Source organism: Streptomyces arenae (assembly GCF_022343545.1).
Classification (GTDB): domain Bacteria; phylum Actinomycetota; class Actinomycetes; order Streptomycetales; family Streptomycetaceae; genus Streptomyces; species Streptomyces humi.
The window spans coordinates 112,333-131,794 of record NZ_JAKQYH010000018.1; the positions used below are offsets into that span (position 1 = coordinate 112,333).

Sequence of the window (19,462 nt, forward strand, 5' to 3'; positions counted from 1 at the left end):
CTGGCCGCATGGCACCGAACATCGCGACGAACACGTCCGTCTCCCTCGATGAGCTCCTGGACTTCGTACGACCCCGCCACCGCGCGATCCTGCTCACCCGGCGCGCCGACGGGAGCCCGCAGGGGTCGCCGCTGACCTGCGGGGTCGACGACTCCGGGCGGATCGTGGCCTCCACCTACCCCGAACGGGCCAAGACGCGGAACGCGAAGCGGGACGAGCGGGTGAGCGTGATCGTCCTGAGCGACGACTGGGACGGGCCGTGGGTCCAGGTGGACGGACGGGCCGAGGTGATCGACTCGCCGGAGTCGGTGGAGCCGCTGGTGGAGTACTTCCGGAACATCTCCGGGGAACACCCGGACTGGGACGAGTACCGGGCGGCGATGGTGCGACAGGGAAAGTCGATCATCCGGGTGACGCCGGAGCGATGGGGGCCGGTGGCCACCGGAGGATTTCCGGCGCGGCTGGCCTAGCCGGACGCCTAAACGCTCGGGGGTGCGTCCTCGTTCGCGGGTGCGGGTACGTTGTGGCTGGTCGCGCAGTTACCCGCCCCCCTTTCGGGGCTCTGCACCTTGGCCTCGATTCCTGCGATCAGGAGGTCCAGGGCGAAGGTGAAGTCCCTGTCCAGCATCTCGGCGACGGTGTCGCCGCCGCGGGCCGCCATGAGGTCCCTCGACTCCTCGATGATCCCCGCCGTGTCCGGGGTCTCGGTCACGGCGTCCATCGTGGAGTTGAAGTACTCGTCGGCCGTCATGCCGGCCGCGGACACCCGGGCGGCGAAGTGGCTCTCGATGGTGCCGTAGCCGTAGACGAACTGGAAGACGGCCGAGATCGCCCCGGTCACGCCGTGCGCGGGCAGGCCGGCGCGGCGGACGACCCGCTGGACCACCCGCGAGAACGCCAGCGAGTGCGGGCCGATGTTGAGGTAGCGGCCGGCCAGCGGGGAGAGCCAGGGGTGGCGGACCAGCAGCGCGCGGTACTCCGTGGCCAGCGCGCGGAGCTGTGCGCGCCAGTCACCGTCGTCGGCGTCCGGCAGGCGCAGCTCGCCGAAGGCCGCGTCGAGGGCGAGTTCGAGCAGCTCGTCCTTGGTGTCGACGTACCAGTACACGGACATGGCGGTCACGTTGAGCTCGGCCGCCAGCCGCCGCATGGAGAACTTGTCGAGCCCGTCGGCATCGAGGAGCCGGACGGTGGCGGAGGTGATGCGGTCCCGGTCGAGCCCGGAGGGCTGCCCGCCACGCCCGCCCTTGCGGGCCTTCCCCTCCAGCCACACACTGGCCCGCGCCATCGCAACACCCTCCTCGACCACGACCACTTCCCAAGATGCTAAAGCTCCGACGCCCTGCTTTTAGGGGCGCGAGGAACTGCGCGACCAGCCACGATGAACTCGCACCCGCGAACCGACACATACCCCCTCCCCACTAGGCGACATTCTTCTCCGCCCTCCTGAGCAGCCCCGCCGCCACGAACCCCCCGGCCACCACGGCGGCCGCCCCCACCAGCTGTCCCGCCCCCAGCCCCGCCGACACGGACTTCCCCGAGGCCACCCAGGAACTGAGCACCGCGCCCAGCACGGCCACCCCCAGCCCGTTCCCGAACTCGGCCAGCGTGCCGTTGATCCCGGCCCCCACCCCGGCCTTCTCCGCGGGAATCGCGCTCATGATGGCGTGCGCCATCGCCGGGTTGGCGACCGCGCACCCCGCGCCGATCAGCAGCAGCCCGAGCAGCGTGCCGCCGTACCCGCCGGAGTCCAGTACGGCGATGGAGACCAGCCCCAGCGACATCAGCAGCATGCCCAGGGCGATCGACACCGGCGTCCCCAGTCGCGTCGCCCACTTCGCCGACAGACCCGAGAAGTTGAGGGCGACGACGGTCAGCGCCAGCGGCGCGGTCCGCAGGCCCGCTTCCAAGGGGCCGTACCCGAGGACGAGTTGCAGGTGCTGGGTGAGGAGGAACAGCGCTCCGCCCATGCCGAAGGTGATCAGGACGGCACCGGCGACGGCACCCGTGAAGCGGCGGTCCCGGAAGAAGTGCGGGTCGAGCATGGGGTGGGGGACGCGGAGTTCCCAGTACCCGAACAGCGCCAGGGCCACGACCGCGACGACCGCCGTGGGCAGCACCCGTGCCGACGTCCAGCCGTGCCCGGGGCCGGAGATGATCGCGAAGACCAGGGCGGCCATGCCGATCGTGGAGAGCAGCGCGCCGAGCAGGTCGGGCCGGTCGCCCCGGGGGTTCTTCGACTCGGGCACCAGGGCGACGACCGCCACCAGGGCCAGCGCCGCCACCGGGAGGTTGAGCAGGAAGATCGCACCCCACCAGAAGTGGTTGAGCATGAACCCGCCGATCAGCGGTCCGGCGGCGAAGCCCAGCGCGTTGACGGCGCTCCAGATCCCGATCGCCCTGGGGTGCTCGTCGGGGGTGAAGATCTGCATCGCCACGGCCAGGGTGGTGGTGAGCAGGAGCGCGCCGCCCACGCCCATGCCGGCCCGCGCCGCGATCAGCTGACCGGTGGAACCGGCCAGGCCCGCGGTCAGCGAACCCGCGCCGAACAGGACCAGCCCCGCTATCAGCATCTTCTTGCGGCCGTAGCGGTCGGCCGCGCTGCCCGCCGTCAGGAGCAGGCCGGACTGGACCAGTGAGTAGGCGTTGATCATCCACTGGATGTCGGCGGTGGCCGCGTGCAGCTCTCGGGTGAGAGAGGGCACGGCCACGTTGAGAACGGTGTTGTCGAGCAGCACGGTGAGCTGCGCGAGGCAGATGACACCGAGGATCAGCCAGCGCTGGGGATGGCCCTGAGAAGTCATGCTGTACACCGTAGAACAGTTCCTGTACGGCGTACAACGCGGTTTCGGCGAGCAGGGCCGTCGTACGACGAAGGGCGGTGGCCGAAGCCACCGCCCTCGCGCCTCTCAGGGAAACGTCAGCTGCCGCTCGCCTTCTGCGTCAGGTCGTAGAAGGTGGCCGAACCCACCGTCACCTTCTTGAAGTTCTTCTCGACCCACGAGGTGATCGCCGAGGACGTGCCGCTGCTGCTGCCGCCCATGCCGCCGCCCGTGCCGGACGAGATAAAGTAGTGGATCCTGCCGTCCGCCACGTACTTCTTGAACTGGGCCAGCGTCGGGGACGGGTCGGTGCCGTTGAAGCCGCCGATCGCCATCACCGCGTCGCCCGTGGAGAGCTGGTAGCTCGCCGCGTTCTGGGCTCCGATGGCGGCCGCCGCCCAGGTGTACTTGGACGCGTCCTTCTCCAGCAGCTGCTTCGCCTGCGAGCTGACGGTCGCGCCGTTCAGCAGGCCGCCGACGCCACCGCCGCCGCCCATGCCGCCACCGTCGCCCATCCCGCCGCCGGGGAAGCCGTTGCCGTTCTGGGTGGTGCCGTTGCCCTGCTGGTTCTGGGTCCCGCCGGTGCCGTTCTGGCCCGGCATGCCGCCGCCGAAGCCACCGGTACCGCCGGTACCACCGGTGCTGTTGCCGCCGGTGCCGCCGCCGGGGAAGCCCTGGGTGCCACCGTTGCCGTTCTGCTGGCCCTGTTGGCCCTGCTGGCCCTGTTGGCCCTGCTGGTTCTGCTGGTTCTGCTGGTTCTGGCCGAAGCCGCCACCGCCGCCCATGCCGCCGCCGCGCATACCGCCGCCGCCACCCGGGCCGCCGCCCATCATGCTCGCGCCCGCCGGACCCGCCGTGACGATGGAACCGGTGTGACCCGTCTGGAGGGTGCTCAGGGTGTACGCGGTCGGGCCCGCCAGCGCGGCCACCAGGCCCACCGCCGCCGCCCCGAGGGCCAGCTGACGGCTGATCCGGCCCGCGAAGACCAGGCCGAGCGCGGCTGCCAGACCGCCGACCAGGACCAGGAACTTGAGCCAGGGCAGGTAGTCGGAGGTGCGGTTGAGCAGGACGTATCCCCAGACCGCGGCCGCGACCACGGAGCCGGCGAGGGTGATCGACGCCCACATCTCGGCGCGCCGCTTCCACAGCACATCGGCGCCCATGCCGGTCACGGCGGCCAGGTAGGGGGCCAGGGCGACCGTGTAGTACTGGTGGAAGATGCCCGCCATGTAGCTGAAGACGACCATGGTGATCAGCAGCGAGCCGCCCCAGACCAGGAACGCGGCGCGGGTGGTCGACGTCCGCTGGAGCTTGCGGGTGGCCACCAGACCGGCGACCAGGAGGATCAGCGCGGAGGGCAGCAGCCAGGAGATCTGGCCGCCGATCTCGGAGTTGAACATCCGGTCCCAGCCGGTCGCGCCCCACTGCCCGGTGCTGCCGTTGCCGCCGCCACCGCCGCCGACACTGCCGGTCTCGTCGCCGCTCAGGCGGCCGAAGCCGTTGTAGCCGAAGGTCAGCGACAGGAAGCTGTTGTCCTGCGAGCCGCCGATGTACGGGCGCGAGGACGCCGGCCAGAGCTCGACGATCGCGACCCACCAGCCGCCGGAGACGATCAGGGCGCCGGTGGCGATCGCCAGCTGACCGAACCGCTTCTTCACCGACACCGGCGCGCAGACCGCGTAGACGATCGCGAGCGGCGGCAGGATCAGGAACGCCTGAAGGGTCTTGGCGAGGAACGCGAAGCCGATCGCGACCCCGGCCCACACCAGCCACTTCGTCCGGCCGTCCTCGACCGCGCGGACCACCGCGTAGCAGGCGACCGCCATCAGCAGCGCGAGCATCGCGTCCGGGTTGTTGAACCGGAACATCAGCGCCGCGACCGGAGTGAGCGCGAGCACGGCGCCCGCGATCAGACCGGCGGCGGGGCTGAACCGGCGGCGCACCCCCGCGTACACGACGGCGACCGTCGCGACGCCCATCAGGACCTCGGGGACGAGGATCGCCCACGAGTTGAGGCCGAAGATCCGGACCGACAGCTCCATCGGCCACAGCGAGGCCGGCGGCTTGTCGACGGTGATCGCGTTGCCGGCGTCCAGCGAACCGAAGAAGAACGCCTTCCAGGACTTGCTGCCCGCCTGCACGGCCGCCGAGTAGAAGGAGTTGGCGTAGCCGGAGGCGCTCAGGTCGTACAGGTAGAGCAGGAGGGTGGCGGCCAGCAGGCCGAGGAAGGCCGGGCGTACCCAGCGGGGGTCCTCGGGACGGCCGCGCCAGAGTCTCCGGACGAAGGGCTGCCGGGGATCGCCCGACTCCGGCGCCGGGACCTCGGGGGTGTACCGCGGCGGCGGGGGAGACGAGGGGGCCGGGCCCCACTCGGTCGGTCGGTCGGTGTCGGTGGTCATCGGGGGTCCCCCGGCTCGGTGTCATGGGGACGCACCGGCTGCAACTGCATGGTGCTGTCCCTCCAGGTGCCGTCCGCGGCTTCACCGGCGCGGAATTGGGTGGTCGTCGTGGTGCCGCCCTGGGCGTACGGCTGGCGCCCCGGACGCTGCGGGAACGGGCCCTGCGGCGGGTACTGCGGCTGGTACGGCTGGTGTCCGCCGGTCGTGTACGTCGGCGACGACGGGGTGTGCGTGGCCACCACCGTGGACGGGGACGCCTCCGGCCGGGCGGAGCCGTCGCGGTCCGGGAAGACCCAGGCGCGGAAGAGCAGGAATCGCAGCACGGTCGCCGCGAGGTTGGCGGCGATCAGCACCGCCAGCTCGGTGGAGTGCGCCGGGTCGCTGCTCGCCGCGTTCAGGGCGGCGAGGGAGCCACTGGTCAGCGCGAGGCCGATGCCGAAGACGACCAGGCCCTGCGCCTGGTGCCGGACCGCCCCGCCCCGGCCGCGCACCCCGAAGGTGAGCCGCCGGTTGGCCGCGGTGTTCGCCACCGCCGACACCAGCAGCGCCAGCGCGTTGGCGATCTGCGAACCGGAGAACTCGCGGAAGAGGCTGTAGAGCACCAGGTAGAAGAGGGTCGACAGGCCGCCGACCACGCAGAACCCGACGAGCTGCCGGGCCAGGCCCTTCGGCACGTCCTGGACGTCGCGGTCGCGCGGGTCGTCGCCGAACGGGCGGGTGAGCCGGTCCAGCGGCAGCGCGCCGGTGGTCAGTGCCTTGCCGACGCGCCAGACGCCCTTGAGGTCGTCGGTGGCGGTCTTCACGATGTGCACGGTCGAGTTGGGGTCGTCGACCCAGTCGACCGGCACCTCGTGGATGCGCAGTCCCGCACGCTCGGCGAGCACCAGCATCTCGGTGTCGAAGAACCAGCCGGTGTCCTCGACGAGCGGCAGCAGCACCTGCGCGACATCGCGCCGGATCGCCTTGAAGCCGCACTGCGCGTCGGAGAAGCGGGCCTGGAGCGAGCCGCGCAGGATCAGGTTGTACGTACGGCTGATGAACTCCCGCTTGGCGCCGCGCACCACGCGCGACGAGCGGGCCAGCCGGGAACCGATCGCCAGGTCGGAGTGGCCGGAGATGAGCGGCGCCACCAGCGGCAGCAGCGCGTTCAGGTCGGTCGACAGGTCCACGTCCATGTACGCGAGGATCGGCGCGTCCGAGGCGGACCAGACGGTCCGCAGCGCCCGGCCGCGGCCCTTCTGCTCCAGCCGGAACGACCTGACCTCGGCCAGTTCCGCCTCCAGCCGCCGCGCCACCTGGGGGGTGGTGTCCGTGGACGCGTTGTCCGCGACGGTGATGCGGAACGCGTACGGGAAGGTGCGCTTGAGGTGGTCATGCAGTCTGACGACGCATGGACCGAGGTCCTTCTCCTCGTTGTAGACGGGGATCACTACGTCCAGGACAGGCGTACCGGCGTTTCCGGCCGGGAGGTGCTCCCGCGCCGGCAGGGTGCCGGGAGAAGAGTCGGTTCGCATGGGAACGACTCTGGTCAAGCGCCCTGTTCTACCCATGTGGTGGCACTGTGCTGTGCCTGTGAGTGCGATTGCCAGTTGGTTTCGGGCGCCGGCTGGGGGACCGCCGGGGCGAGCGCGGGCAGATACAGGGTGAACACGGTGCGGCCGGGAACGCTGTCCACGGTGACCGCGCCGCCGTGCGCGGACGCGACCGCCTGCACGATGGCGAGGCCCAGACCGGTGGACCCGGTGGACCGCGAACGCGCGGAGTCGCCGCGCGCGAACCGTTCGAAGACGTGCGGCAGCAGATCCGGCGGGATGCCCTGCCCGTTGTCCTCGACGTCCACGCACATCCACGGACCGCGCCGCTGGATACGCGCGGTGACGGTGGTCCCGGACGGGGTGTGCTTGCGCGCGTTGCCGAGCAGGTTGACCAGCACCTGCTGGATGCGGGCCGCGTCCGCCGACACCAGGGCCGGCTCGTCGGGCAGGTCGAGCCGCCAGTTGTGGTCCATGCCGGCCGCGCGCGAGTCGCTGATGGTGTCGACGACCAGCGGGATGAGGTCGGTGTGCTCGAACTGGAGCGGCCGGCCGGCGTCGAGCCTGGCCAGCAGCAGCAGGTCCTCCACCAGGAGGGTCATCCGGCCGGCCTCGGACTCGATACGGCCCAGCGCGTGCCGGGTGTCGGGCCCGACCTGCTCCCGTCCGCGCCGGGTCAGCTCGGCGTAGCCGCGGATGGAGGCCAGCGGGGTGCGCAGCTCGTGGCTGGCGTCGGCGACGAACTGCCGTACCCGCATCTCGCTCTGCTGGCGCGCGTGCAGCGCCCCGTGGACGTGGTTGAGCATGCGGTTGAGCGCGGAGCCCACCTGGCCGACCTCGGTGTGCGGGTCGCACTCCGACTCCGGTACCCGTTCGCTGAGGTTCACCTCGCCGGTGTGCAGCGGGAGTTCGGAGACCCGGGTGGCGGTCGCGGCTACTCGGCGGAGGGGGCGGGTGGCGACCCCGACGATGACGGTGCCGGCGAGGGTGGCGGCGATCAGGCCGGCCGCGGTGACGCTGATCTCCACGAGGATCAGGGTGTTGATGGTGTTGTCGGCGTCCGCGGTCGGGATGGCGACGTAGTAGGTGCCCTTGTTCCCGTCGACGTAGGCGACCCGGTAGCTGCCCATGCCCGGGATGTCCACGGTCTGGAGCTTCGTGACGTCCTGGTCGACCGATCCGAGCACCTTGAGCGCGGCCGACGACAGGCTCCGCGCGCTCATCTGCGGGACGTTCAGGTCGTCGTTCGTCTTCTCGCCGACCTTGGCGTCGGTGATCGAGCCGTTCACGACCCTGGCCACGATGGTGCCCTGGGGCTGCGGGCCGGTGACGAACTTCGTCAGGTCGGTCTGGGCCTTGCTGTCGTCCGAACCCTTGCCTGTGGCGCCCGTGCCCTGCGTACCGGGCGGCTTCGTGCCGTTCTTGATCGCGTCCGGCGGCTCGCCGAACCCGCCGGCCGCCCGCGCGGACACCTCGCCGAGCTGGCCGTTGAGCTGGTCGTAGAGGTGGGAGCGGAGCGCCAGCGTGGTCACCGTGCCGATCACCGCGCAGACCACCGCGATCAGCGTCACGGACGCGACGACGAGCCGGGTCCGCAGCGTGCGCGGCTTTCCCGCTCGCCACTTCTGCGCACGCGGCCGTCGTCGCCCGCTCATGACGCGGCGGGCTTGATCAGGTAACCGGCACCGCGCCGGGTGTGGATCATGGGCTCCCGGCCCGCGTCTATCTTCCGGCGCAGGTACGAGATGTACAGCTCGACCACGTTGGCCTGGCCGCCGAAGTCGTACGACCACACCCGGTCCAGGATCTGGGCCTTGCTGAGGACGCGCCGTGGGTTGCGCATGAGGAAGCGCAGCAGTTCGAACTCGGTGGCCGTGAGGTGGATGCCCTCCCCGGCCCGCGAGACCTCGTGGCTGTCCTCGTCCAGGGTGAGGTCGCCGACCACGAGCACGGAGTCGGAGCGCCGGTCGGCGGCACCGGAACGCCGGATCAGCCCGCGCAGCCGGGCCACGACCTCTTCGAGGCTGAAGGGCTTGGTGACGTAGTCGTCGCCGCCGGCGGTGAGACCGGCGATCCGGTCCTCGACCGCGTCCTTGGCGGTGAGGAACAGGACGGGCACGTCGGGCAGTTCACGCCGCAGGCGGCCGAGGACCGTGAGGCCGTCCATGTCGGGCAGCATCATGTCGAGGACGACGGCGTCGGGCCGGAACTCCCGGGCGGTCTGGATGGCGCCCTGGCCGTCGCCCGCACTCCTGATCTGCCAGCCCTCGTAACGGAGGGCCATGGAAAGGAGTTCGGTGATCGACAGCTCGTCGTCCACCACAAGCACTCGGACGGGGCTCCCGTCCGGCCTCAGCAGTTCGGTGCGCCCCTGGGGCGAGGTCGTGGTCATGGTGGACACCTTGTCGGGGTCCTCTGAGAACACGCTTTCACTAATCTGTGATTTCCCTAAGAAACACACAGGCACCTCTCAGGGAACGCCTGGGAATCACATCACGTGCGCACGAAGTCATGACCATGATCGCACCCGGCTGTGCGGATCGTGTCCCTCCGCGGTGCGCCGCGAGCCTGTGATGAAGCGCCGATGAAGCCCTGATGAGAGCGTACCGGGGCGGGCTCGCCACGGCGCGTCAGAAGAGCCCGTCCTGGGGGACCGTGAACTCCCGCACGGGCAACGCCGGTCCGGGGCCGTCCGCGTCCCCGGCGGCGGTCAGCTCCCAGCCGGGCAGCAAGCGCGTGTCGAGGACGAGCACCCCGCTCGGGGTGGCGAGATGCAGATCCGGCCCGGCGGCCGCGACGAGTTCACCGCCGACCCGGGCGCCGGGCACGAGACCGGCCACCTCGCCGACCGCGGCGGGGACCCCGGCCAGCCCGAACACCCGGACGTGATCGACGACTTGGCACGGCTCGGGGACGAGCGCCTCCGGCCAGCCGGCCAGCGCGAGGGCACGAGCGTGCAGCGACTCGATCTCCGCGGCCCGCTCCGCGGCACTGCCCGGCAGCACGGACCGTACGACGCGCTTGTCGCGGTACGGGATCCGGTCGGGCACCTTCAGGGCCGCGCGGAGCAGCTCCTCGGCCCGCCGCGCGGCCATCAACGGCCCGGCACCCAGCCAGCTGAAGCAGACCGCCCCCTGCTCCAGCAGCCGCGCCGGTCCGCGCTCGACCGCCGTGATCCCGACCTTGGTCATCCCGGGCCCGAACCAGGCGAGGTACACGTGGTACGGCCGGGGGTCGTCGGCGACGGTGTCGGCGGCGACGGAGTGCGCCCGGTCCAGCCGCGCACACTCCTCGCACCGCGCGCCGGTGCTGCGCGCCGGCACGGCCGCCCGGACCGGACAGGGGTTCCCGCGCGCGCCCACGCACTCCCGCACACCCCCCTCGACGGCCTTGAAGGCCACCCGTCTCCCCCGGCCGAGCGGACTGCGCCGCCCACCGCTCCACACCAGCACGGGCCCCCCGCCCGACCAGCGCACCCCCGAGCACTTCCACACCTGTCCCATCACCAGCGAGCGTAAAGCCCCCCACTGACAACCAGCCCCCACACCGCCCGAGCGACGGCCTCCGACGACCGGGGACGGCATCCGGCGACCGGGGGCTGCATCCGGCGACCAGGGGGATTCCGGCGACGGGGCATCCCGGCGACCGAAGGCCGCGGACGACCGGAGGAGGGCGGCATCCGGCGACGGAGGGGCGGTCGTTGGTGACCGGGCGGCGACCCGGTCGACCGAGGGACGGAGATTGGCGACCGAGGGCGACGCACATCGACCGAGGGACAGCGACTGGCGAACGGGGACGGCCAAGACGACCGAGGGACGGCGATTGGGCTCCCGAAAGCGGCTCCGACGACCGAGAAACGGGCATCGGCGACCCGGGGGACGGCCTTCGACGACCGAGGGACGGCTGCTGGCGACCGGGGAACGGCCGCTGGCGACCGGGGGCGGCCTTCGACGACCGGGGAACGGCCGCTGGCGACCGGGGGACGGCCTTCGGCGACCGAGGGACGGCCGCTGGCGACCGGGGGACGGCCTTCGGCGACCGGGGAACGGCCGCTGGCGACCGGGGGACGGCCTTCGACGACCGAGGGCAGCCATTGGCGACGGCTCTCGGGAGTTCCCGAACAGCCTCTGGCATGCCCGAACGGCTGCCGGCGTCCCCGGTTAGCTGTCGGCTTCCTCGGTCAGACGCCGGTTTCCGCGGTTGCCGGTTGGGGGTCTGCCGTGAGGGATGTAGCGGTGGTGGGGGGCCGGGCGGCGGGCGCGGCCGGCGAGGCGGCAGGACACGCAGGCGGGGTGGCCGTCGCGGGCGGCGGCGTCCCGTACCCCGAGGGGCCACTGCGACCGGGGCCTCGGCCCCGGCGGCTTGCCCCAGCCGGCGAGATGCAGGTACCAGGTGACCAGGACGCTCACGGCACCCACCGCGAACCCCGCGACCAGCGCGGGGACCGAGACGGCGCACACACCCCACCCCAGCAGACCGCTGCCGGCGGTCGCGATCGCGGTGCCGGTCCACCCCGCGACCGTATGGCCTTCGTCGTGCAGACTCACGGACCCGACTCCCTCTCGTAGGCAGCCTCGTCGGCGACGGAGACGTACCGATCGCCGGACGCGAGGGAGACTAGGATCGGATCCCTCACGGCGTAAGAAATTTACTCCCTAGATCTCTCACACGCTAAGGGAATTCGGGAAGTCTTCGACGAGGAATCGGAACGACCATGCACGGCAGACCTCGACCTCGACCGCCCGCCGACCCGGCCCGGACGCTGTCCGCGATGGACCACCTCATCGCGGCCCATGTGATCGGCCAGCAGGAACTGGCCCGGCGGCTCGGGCTGAACGTCACGGACCTCACCTGCTTCGGCTTCGTCCTGGAGGCGGGCGACGAACTGCTGACGGCGGGCGACCTGGCGGCCCGCGCCCACGTGACCACGGGCGCGGTGACGGGCATCCTCAACCGCCTGGAGCGCGCGGGCTACGTCACCCGCCGTCCCGACCCGAAGGACCGCCGCCGGGTCCGCGTCGCCGCGCTCCCCGACGCCGTCACCCGCGTCGCCGCGGTGTACGCCGGCTACTACGAACGCCTCACGGAACTGTTCGCCGACTACACCCCCGACGAACTGGCCGTCCTCACCGACTGGTTCACCCGCGCGACGGCACTGGCCCACGACTACCTGGAGAAGCTGAACCGGAACGACTCGGCGGACCCCTGCTGACGACCGCCCCGGGAATAGGGCGCCCCGGGCGCGGGTTCCCGGACGTCGTAGCGACCGACGATGATCAGGGGGACACATGCGGGCTGTCGCGTTCAAGGAGATCGGCGGACCGGACGTACTGCGCCCGGTGGAGCTGCCCGACCCGGAACCCGGTCCCGGCGAGGTGTTGATCCAGGTGTCGTACGCGGGCGTCAACTACGGCGAAGTGCAGCACCGCCTGGGCGACTTCGGCACTCCCGACGGTGAGACGGTGACGGGTCTGGAGGTGTCAGGCACCGTGGCCGCGGCGGGCGCGGACGTGACCGGCCTGCGGCCCGGCGACGAGGTCGCCGCGTACCTCCCGGACGGCGGCGGCTACGCGGAGTTCGCGGTGGCGCCCGCCCCGTTCGTCTTCCCGCTGGCCGGGCTGGGCCTCGACCTCCGCACCGCCGGTGCCGCAACCCTCGTACTGACCACGGCGTACGGGGTCCTGGCTGGCGCGGGCCGGATCGCCTCCGGCGACACCGTGCTGATCCACGCGGCGGCCGGCGGCGTCGGTTCGGCCGCGGCACAGCTCGCCCGGACGCTGGGGGCGGCGGCGGTGTACGGCACCGTCAGCACACAGGAGAAGGCGGAGTACGCGAGGCGCTTCGGATACGACGACGTCTTCCTGCGGGACGGCTTCCCGGAAGCGGTGCGCGAGGCGACGTCCGGCCGGGGCGTGGACCTGGTCCTGGACCCGGTCGGCGGCCCCACCCGGTCGGCGAGCCTGGACATCCTGGCCCCGTTCGGGCGGGTCGCGGTCTACGGCGAGGCGGCCCGCCATCCCGACCTCGCTCTGCCGGTCCTCTCCCTGTGGAAGAACAACCGCACCCTGACCGGCTACAACATCGGTGACCTCAGCCGCCGGGACCCCGGGGCACTCCGCCGGCACGCCCTCGCCGCACTGGGCGAGGCCGCGTCGGGGGCCGTACGGATCGACATCACCGCCGAGTACGACCTGGCCGACGCGGCACAGGCCCAGCGAGTGCTGGAATCGGGCGCCAACAAGGGGAAGGCCGTACTGCGGATCCGCCGCTGACCCGATCGCCGGCCGGGGACACACGAATCGCTCGCACAGCCGACTACCGCTGCGGCTCGGCCGGCCCCGGCTCGGCTGGCCCTAAAAATCGAACACGTGATTGAATCCGGTCATGCGGACGTTCCCCGACGACCTCACCCGGGCACAGCAGGAGTGGAGTGCCGTCTACCGTCGGCTGGCCGCGCGCCCCGGCCGTACCGAGCTGCGCCGACGCCTGTACCGGCTGTCGGTCGAGGTCTTCTTCCACCCCTACTGGCAGCAGCGCCGCCCGGCCCCCGCGGCCTGGCGGGAACTGCGCGACCTGTCCCCCGCGCACGGGGACACCTACGAGCGGCCGCGCCCATGACGTACTGGAATGCGGGACCGTACGCCCCGGACGATCCTGAAGACATGTCCGGACCGATTCGCGTGATCATCCACCCGCCATCCCCCACCGGCGGCCGCCGCGTCCGCGTGGACGGCGAGATCCTCGGCCTGGCCCACAACACGACCGACGTGGCGGAGTTCCTCCGCCGCGCCGGCCTGGAGATCGACCCCGCGGAGGTGGCGCAGGCCCCGTGGATCGACTGGCGCGGAACGGGCCCCGACGAGTGGGGCCCGCAACCGACCCCCTGACCCGCCCTCGGACAACGCGAAAGGCCCCGGATCTCTCCGGGGCCTTCCACCTATGTGCACTCGGCAGGATTCGAACCTGCAACCTTCTGATCCGTAGTCAGATGCTCTATCCGTTAAGCTACGAGTGCTTGTTCTGCTGTTTTTCTGTCTTCGCTCCCGGCCCTTCCGGCCCGCTCGCGGCGACAGGAAGAACATTACATGACTGCCGCCGCCATGTGAAATCCGTTAGGCGTACCCCTTGTGGCCTGCGGAAACATGGTCAACGACGGTTCTCGGGCCCAGACGCATCGAAGCCCCGGTCCGTGGGACCGGGGCTTCGATGATCAGATGGCGGAGGCGGAGGGATTTGAACCCTCGATGGGCTTTAAGGCCCAAACCGCATTAGCAGTGCGGCGCCATAGACCGGACTAGGCGACGCCTCCAGCACAGCCGCCCGCGTGAGCGCGAGTGGTGCGTGCAGATGATGACACAGTTGAGCGTGCTGTCACCAATCGGCTCCCACGGTACTAGCCAGCGGGTGCGCAGGGCAAAGCCCTTCCGTCGGCGGGGCGCCGCGCAACGTCCGGGCGGGCGGCGCGTTGGGCAGGGCATGGCTCATCTCACCGTGCGCGGTGCCTTCGGGACCGCCGTCGCCGTCCTCCCCCTCCTGGCCGCCTCCGCCGCCTCGGCCCCCGCCTCCGCCGCCTCGGCCTCCGCGGGCGCCGTGGCCACCGCGCCCGGCGGGCCGGGTGACCGTCTCGTCGTCACCGTGACGCACGCCGGGGACGGGCGGGACGGGACCTACGAGCTGTCCTGTCACCCCGGCGCCGGCAGTCACCCGGACGTGAGCGGGGCGTGCCGGGCGCTGGACCGGAACACGCGGTGGGGGCGGGACACCTTCGCCCCGGTCGCGCCCGGCACCGCCTGCACCATGCTCTACGGCGGCCCGGCCACCGCCCACGTCACCGGCACCTGGGCCGGCCGCCCGGTCGACGCGACGTACGACCGCAGCAACGGCTGCGAGATCGGGCGCTGGGACCGGATGGTGCCGCTGCTGCCCGGCCTGGGGCCCTGACCCCGCCCGCACAGCCGGCGCACGGCGGACAGCCCGCCCGCGTAAAGGTCCGGCGAAGGTACGGCGGAGGTGAGGAGCGTCGGTCACATGTTCGCCGTCACTTCGTCGTGCGACCTCCCTCTCATCCGGCGCCGTGACCGGAACCGGTGCCTTTAGACTCCCTCGCGTGACACGTCGCGGGCCGGTTGGCAAGATGGCCCGAGCGGTCGGCAAGGTGCGGTAACAGGGAGGAAGCGTCTCGTGAGCAGCAGGCCATCCCGAGGCGCTGCTCGCCTCGCAGCCATACTGGACGCGCTGCCGGACGCGTTGGTGCTGGTCAACGCCAACGGAACCGTCGTCAACGCGAACACCATCGCCCTGGAGGCCTTCGAGGCACCGGGGACGGCGCTGGTGGGGCGCGGGCTGCTCGACCTGCTCCCGGAGTTCGACTCCCGGCTCATCCCGGGTTCGATGCGGCGCCCCGACCACATGGACCCCCGCGGCCGGACCAAGCCGACCCGGATGGTGGCCCGGCGGACCGACGGCACGGAGTTCCCGGTCGAGGTCACCAGCGCCAACCTGGAGAACGGGCAGCAGGCGTACGACGGTTACGGCTACAGCGGCGACGAGCTGCTGATGATCGTCGTACGCGACCTGACAGGCACCGTCGACACCGAGGCCGAGCTGGCCCGTTCGCAGCGGCAGACCGAGATGATCCTGCGCGCCGCAAGCGAGGGCGTCGTGGGGACGGACACCGACGGGCGGATCGTCCTCGTGAACCCGGCCGCCGCCCAGATACTGGGGTACCGGGCCGGTGAGCTCGGCGGCAAGGAACTGCACGACCTCGTCCTGCACTCGCGCGCCGACGGCTCGCCGTTCCCGTACGCCGAGTCGCCGCTCGCCGACACCCTGCGCTCCGGACGCAAGCACCGGGTGCGCGGGCAGGTGCTGTGGGCCAAGGGCGACAAGAAGGTGCCGGTCGACCTGACGACCGCGCCGGTGCGCGACGGCGACCAGCTCGTCGGCGCCGTGATGACCTTCACCGACCGGCGGCCGTACGACACCGTCGTCGACGAGAAGACGGCGCTGGAGAAGGCGCACGCCGAGGAGCTGGAGAAGCTCTCCGAGGAACACGCCTCCGACCTGACCGCGCTGCGCCAGAAGCACGTCACCGAGGTGGAGGAGCTGCGCGAGCGGCACGCCGAGGAACTGGCGGCGGGCGAGGACCGGTACGCGGCCCTCGGCGAGCGCGAGAAGGACCGCTACGAGGCCCTCCACGGGCGGCACGAGCAGCTGCTGACCCTGCTCGCGCAGTCGCTGCGCGGGCCGCTCGACGAACTGCGCCGGGAACTGGCCGCGCTCGCCGCCGACGACGCCGGGCAGCTGTGGCCCGAGGCCAACCAGGTACTTCACCATCTTTCGGCCGGGTACTCGCGGATCACCCAGCTCATCGACAACGTGCTCGGCTACCAGCGGCTGGACGCGGGCACCGAGGACATCACCCGTACGAAGGTCATGCTGGACGCCGTCGTCGCCGCCGGTGTGGACGGCGCGGTGGAGCTGATCGGGCCCGGCCGGGTGCAGTTCGCCGTGCACGCGCCGCCCATCGAGGCCGAGGTGGACCCGCTGCGGCTGGCCGTCGCGCTGTCGCATCTCATCGCGGACGTGGCCGGCGTCGACGCGACCGGCAACGCGCCCGTCTCGGCCGGCGGCTACATGGACAACACCGTGGTGGTCGCGGCCGCCCAGCGCGGCGAGGTCGTACGGATCGAGGTGCGCGGACCGTACGCCGGGGGAGACCCGGTGCACGAGCCGATCGTGCGCGGGATCGTACGGGCGCACGGCGGGGTGCTCCAGACCCACGAGGTGCCCGGCATGAGCGGCAGCGCGTTCGTGCTGGAGGTGCCGATCGGCGGTGGCGCCGGGGCCGTTCCCGCGCCGCCCGGCGCGGAGATGGCCGTGTTCGCGCCCGCCCCCGTCCCCGCCGACGAGGCGGGTGCCGGTGGGCGGCGGCGGGGACGGCGGTCCTCCGTGGACGCCTTCCTGGAGAGCGACGTTCCCGGCGAGGCCGGGGAGGGCGAGACGCCGGGCGTGCCGACCGGACGGCGGCGCAGGCGTGCCGCCGAGGCGGCGGAGCAGGAGAGCGGGCCCGCCGCGATCGAGAGCGCGGAGGCGGAGTCCGGCGGCACCGGCCGGCGGCGCGGCCGGCCCGCCGACGGCGACGCCGGGGCGGCGGCCGAGGGTGCCGTGGTGACGGCGGCCGAGCAGGGTGCCGGTACGGCGGCCTCCGGGACGGGACTCGGCGGCACCGTTCCGCCGCAGGGCGTGCCCGCGCCGGCGTCGGGGCGACGGGCCCGGCGGGAGTCCGACGAGCGGCAGGCGCTGCCGCCGGCGCTGCCCTCCGCGGCTGCCGGACATGCTTCCGGGCAGGCTGTCGGACATGCTTCCGGGCAGACGGCCGGGCAGGCTGCCGGGCAGACCGATGAGGAGCAGCCGAGCGGACGTCGGCGCCGTGCGCTGGCCGCGGCCGCCGAGCGGGCTGCCGAACAGCAGGCACAGCAGCATGCGGGCCCGCGGCCGGTCTTCGCGCTGCCGCCCGCCGAGGCCGACCGCGCCCCCGAAGCAGCCGAGGCGGCGGGCGACGAGGGCCGGCACGACGCCGTGGCGCACGACCAGAGCGAGGACCACACCCCGCCGCAGCCCCACCCCACCAGCGCACCGACCGGCCGCCGGCGCCGCGCCGTGGGCCAGCCGCCGGAGACCGCGGCACCGGGAGCGGCGGGGGTGCCGGGTACGCCGGGCGTACCGGGTGCGCCGGGTACGCCGGGCGTGCCGGGCAGTCCGGGGGCGGCTGGGACGCCGGGTGCCGGGCCGAGCATGCCGGGTGCCGGGCCGGGGATGATGCCGGTCGCGCCGGGTGTGCCTGGTACGCCAGGTGCGCCGGGCGTGCCGGGTGCGCCGGGCGTGCCGGGTGCGCCGGGCGTGCCGGCCGTGCCCGCGCAGGCGGTCGCGCCCGGACAGGCGGTGCCGCAAGGACAGCCGGTTCCGCCGGGACAGCCGGTCGCGCCCGGGCAGCCGGTTCCGCCCGGACAGCCGGTTCTCGCCGGGCCGGGTATTCCGGTTCAGGCCGGGCCCGCGCAGGTCGTCGCGCCGTCCGGGCTGCCCGGCGTGCAAGCGGTTCCCGGACAGCAGGTGGGCCGGCCGGTGCAGGCGGCTCAGCCCGGCCAGCCGGTGCCGCCCTCGCTGCCCGGCGCCGCCGCCGTACCGGCACAGGCGCAGGGCGTCGCTCCGGTGGCCCCGGGGCAGCCGATCCCGGCCCAGCCGGCACCCGTACCGTCCGCGCAGCCCGTGCCGCCCGCCCCGGTCGCCGGGGACACCCCGGCCGCCGCCCAGCCGCTCCCGGCCGAGTCCGCCGGGCCCGCGGCTCCCGTACCGCAGCAGTGGCCGGGCGCCGACGGCGTGCCCGGCACCACCCCGCAACCGGCGCGTGCCGCCCAGCCGTTGCCCGCCGAGGCGGCGGCGACGGCCGCGCCGGTGGACCCGGACTCCACGCAGGGCCGGGCGTTCAGTGTGCGGACGCTGGGACAGGGCGTGCCGTTCTCCCGGCAGGCCGCGCAGGTGCAGCAGCCGACGGCGACCCCGCCCCCGCACCAGCCGGGCGGCAACGGACGGCGCCGCAAGCTGGGCACCCGCCCGGACCCGGCCGGTGCCGAGCAGTCACAGCCCGAGCAGTCGGCCCGTCCGCACCCGCCGGCCGAACAGCCGGTGACCGGCCAGCCGGTGACCGCGCAGCCGGTGACCGGGCAGCCGCTGCCGCAGCCGTCCCTTGCCGGGCAGTCCCGGCTGGTGGGTGCCACCGACGGCGCCGGACGGTCGTACGCCATAGGCGCACCGGACGTGAACGCCGCCGAGGGCCCCGAACCGCTGGACGGCCCCGGTGGAGCGGTCGAGGTCGCGGACCCGCCGCGCCCGCAGCCGCTGGACGACGAACTGCCCCCGGAGCCGCTGGACAACCCGCGCCGGCTGCTGGTCTGGCCCGCGCCGGACGTCACCACCCAGCAGGCGCTGAGCGACCGCGGCTACCGCCCGGTGATCGTGAACTCCCGCGACGAGGTCGACGCGCAGATCGCCGCGTTCCCGGCGGCACTGTTCGTGGACCCGCTGACCGGACCGATCACGCGCACCGCGCTGCAGTCGCTGCGGCAGGCGGCGGTGGCGGCCGAGGTGCCGGTGATGGTCACGGCGGGGCTGGGCCAGGCGACGCGCGAGGCGGCGTACGGCGCCGATCCCGCCGTACTGCTGAAGGCGCTCGCGCCCCGGGACAGCGAGCAGCATCCGCCGCGGGTGCTGCTGATCGAGGAGCACGCGGAGATCGCGCTCGCGCTGACGTCCACGCTGGAGCGGCGCGGTATGCAGGTGGCGCGGGCGGCGAGCGACGCGGACGCGGTGACGCTGGCGGGGCAGTTGCGGCCGAACCTGGTGGTGATGGACCTGATGCAGGTGCACCGCCGGCAGGCCGGGATCATCGACTGGCTGCGGGCGAACGGGCAGCTCAACCGGACGCCGCTGGTCGTCTACACGGCGGCCGTCGACCAGGCGGACCTGCCGCGGCTGGCGTCCGGCGAGACGGTGCTGTTCCTGGCGGAGCGGTCGACGAGCACCGAGGTGCAGAGCCGGATCGTGGACCTGCTGGCCAGGATCGGTACGAACTGACGCTCACTGAAGCGCCCCGAAAGGGGCGCGGGGAACTGCGCGACCAACCACGACGAACCCGCGGCCGACCGACGACAGT

15 protein-coding genes and 2 tRNA genes are annotated in these 19,462 nt (G+C 72.9%); 7 read left to right on the forward strand and 10 right to left on the reverse strand.

Annotated elements, in window-relative coordinates; genetic code table 11:
- The first annotated feature begins 8 nt into the window (after positions 1-8).
- On the forward strand, positions 9-470 hold the full coding sequence (locus MB828_RS09725) for a PPOX class F420-dependent oxidoreductase (protein ID WP_301647818.1): 462 nt from the start codon (positions 9-11) through the stop codon (positions 468-470).
- Between the two features lie 8 nt (positions 471-478).
- Here MB828_RS09725 and MB828_RS09730 read toward each other — a convergent pair whose 3' ends face one another.
- The 8 genes from MB828_RS09730 to MB828_RS09765 all read right to left on the reverse strand — a co-directional run bounded on the left by MB828_RS09730 (position 479) and on the right by MB828_RS09765 (position 11,297).
- Positions 479-1,285 (reverse strand): TetR/AcrR family transcriptional regulator, encoded by an 807-nt coding sequence (locus tag MB828_RS09730; protein WP_301647819.1) that lies wholly within the window; start codon positions 1,283-1,285, stop codon positions 479-481.
- Between the two features lie 133 nt (positions 1,286-1,418).
- On the reverse strand, positions 1,419-2,801 hold the full coding sequence (locus tag MB828_RS09735; protein WP_301647820.1) for an MFS transporter: 1,383 nt from the start codon (positions 2,799-2,801) through the stop codon (positions 1,419-1,421).
- Positions 2,802-2,917: 116 nt separating this feature from the next.
- Positions 2,918-5,218 carry a glycosyltransferase family 39 protein gene (locus tag MB828_RS09740; RefSeq protein WP_301647821.1) on the reverse strand — a complete coding sequence of 767 codons (2,301 nt, stop codon included), beginning with the start codon at positions 5,216-5,218 and terminating at the stop codon, positions 2,918-2,920.
- Complete coding sequence (locus tag MB828_RS09745) at positions 5,215-6,732, reverse strand: bifunctional glycosyltransferase family 2/GtrA family protein (RefSeq protein ID WP_301647822.1); 1,518 nt, start codon at positions 6,730-6,732, stop codon at positions 5,215-5,217. The genes MB828_RS09740 and MB828_RS09745 overlap by 4 nt, the downstream gene beginning before the upstream one ends.
- Before the next feature lie 14 nt (positions 6,733-6,746).
- Positions 6,747-8,405 (reverse strand): sensor histidine kinase, encoded by a 1,659-nt coding sequence (locus tag MB828_RS09750; protein WP_301647823.1) that lies wholly within the window; start codon positions 8,403-8,405, stop codon positions 6,747-6,749.
- Positions 8,402-9,142: a response regulator transcription factor gene (locus tag MB828_RS09755; protein ID WP_046727718.1), complete on the reverse strand. Its 741-nt coding sequence runs from the start codon at positions 9,140-9,142 to the stop codon at positions 8,402-8,404. Before MB828_RS09755 ends, MB828_RS09750 begins: the two co-directional genes overlap by 4 nt.
- A gap of 238 nt (positions 9,143-9,380) precedes the next feature.
- Positions 9,381-10,253, reverse strand: a complete 873-nt coding sequence (locus MB828_RS09760) for a DUF2797 domain-containing protein (RefSeq protein WP_301647824.1) — start codon at positions 10,251-10,253, stop codon at positions 9,381-9,383.
- A gap of 657 nt (positions 10,254-10,910) precedes the next feature.
- Complete coding sequence (locus MB828_RS09765) at positions 10,911-11,297, reverse strand: HGxxPAAW family protein (protein WP_301647825.1); 387 nt, start codon at positions 11,295-11,297, stop codon at positions 10,911-10,913.
- Between the two features lie 167 nt (positions 11,298-11,464).
- On the opposite strand from MB828_RS09765, the gene MB828_RS09770 reads away from it, so the two are divergent.
- The 4 genes from MB828_RS09770 to MB828_RS09785 all read left to right on the forward strand — a co-directional run bounded on the left by MB828_RS09770 (position 11,465) and on the right by MB828_RS09785 (position 13,637).
- Positions 11,465-11,962, forward strand: coding sequence for a MarR family winged helix-turn-helix transcriptional regulator (locus MB828_RS09770; protein WP_133023800.1), 498 nt, complete (start codon positions 11,465-11,467; stop codon positions 11,960-11,962).
- 76 nt (positions 11,963-12,038) lie between these two features.
- Positions 12,039-13,022 (forward strand): quinone oxidoreductase family protein, encoded by a 984-nt coding sequence (locus MB828_RS09775; RefSeq protein ID WP_301647826.1) that lies wholly within the window; start codon positions 12,039-12,041, stop codon positions 13,020-13,022.
- A 112-nt stretch (positions 13,023-13,134) separates the two neighbouring features.
- Positions 13,135-13,368, forward strand: a complete 234-nt coding sequence (locus MB828_RS09780; RefSeq protein ID WP_301647827.1) for a hypothetical protein — start codon at positions 13,135-13,137, stop codon at positions 13,366-13,368.
- Positions 13,369-13,412: 44 nt separating this feature from the next.
- Positions 13,413-13,637 carry a hypothetical protein gene (locus MB828_RS09785; protein ID WP_133023797.1) on the forward strand — a complete coding sequence of 75 codons (225 nt, stop codon included), beginning with the start codon at positions 13,413-13,415 and terminating at the stop codon, positions 13,635-13,637.
- Positions 13,638-13,692: 55 nt separating this feature from the next.
- Here MB828_RS09785 and MB828_RS09790 read toward each other — a convergent pair.
- Together MB828_RS09790 and MB828_RS09795 are read right to left on the reverse strand one after the other, a co-directional pair.
- Positions 13,693-13,765 (reverse strand) — tRNA-Arg (locus MB828_RS09790).
- A 200-nt stretch (positions 13,766-13,965) separates the two neighbouring features.
- A tRNA-Ser gene (locus MB828_RS09795) sits at positions 13,966-14,059 on the reverse strand.
- Positions 14,060-14,226: 167 nt separating this feature from the next.
- Between MB828_RS09795 and MB828_RS09800 the strand changes: the two genes are divergently transcribed.
- Entirely contained in the window at positions 14,227-14,691 is a 465-nt protein-coding gene (locus MB828_RS09800; protein WP_301647828.1) for an SSI family serine proteinase inhibitor, read from the forward strand.
- 240 nt (positions 14,692-14,931) lie between these two features.
- Positions 14,932-19,383 carry a hybrid sensor histidine kinase/response regulator gene (locus tag MB828_RS09805; RefSeq protein ID WP_301647829.1) on the forward strand — a complete coding sequence of 1,484 codons (4,452 nt, stop codon included), beginning with the start codon at positions 14,932-14,934 and terminating at the stop codon, positions 19,381-19,383.
- The last annotated feature ends 79 nt before the right edge of the window (positions 19,384-19,462 follow it).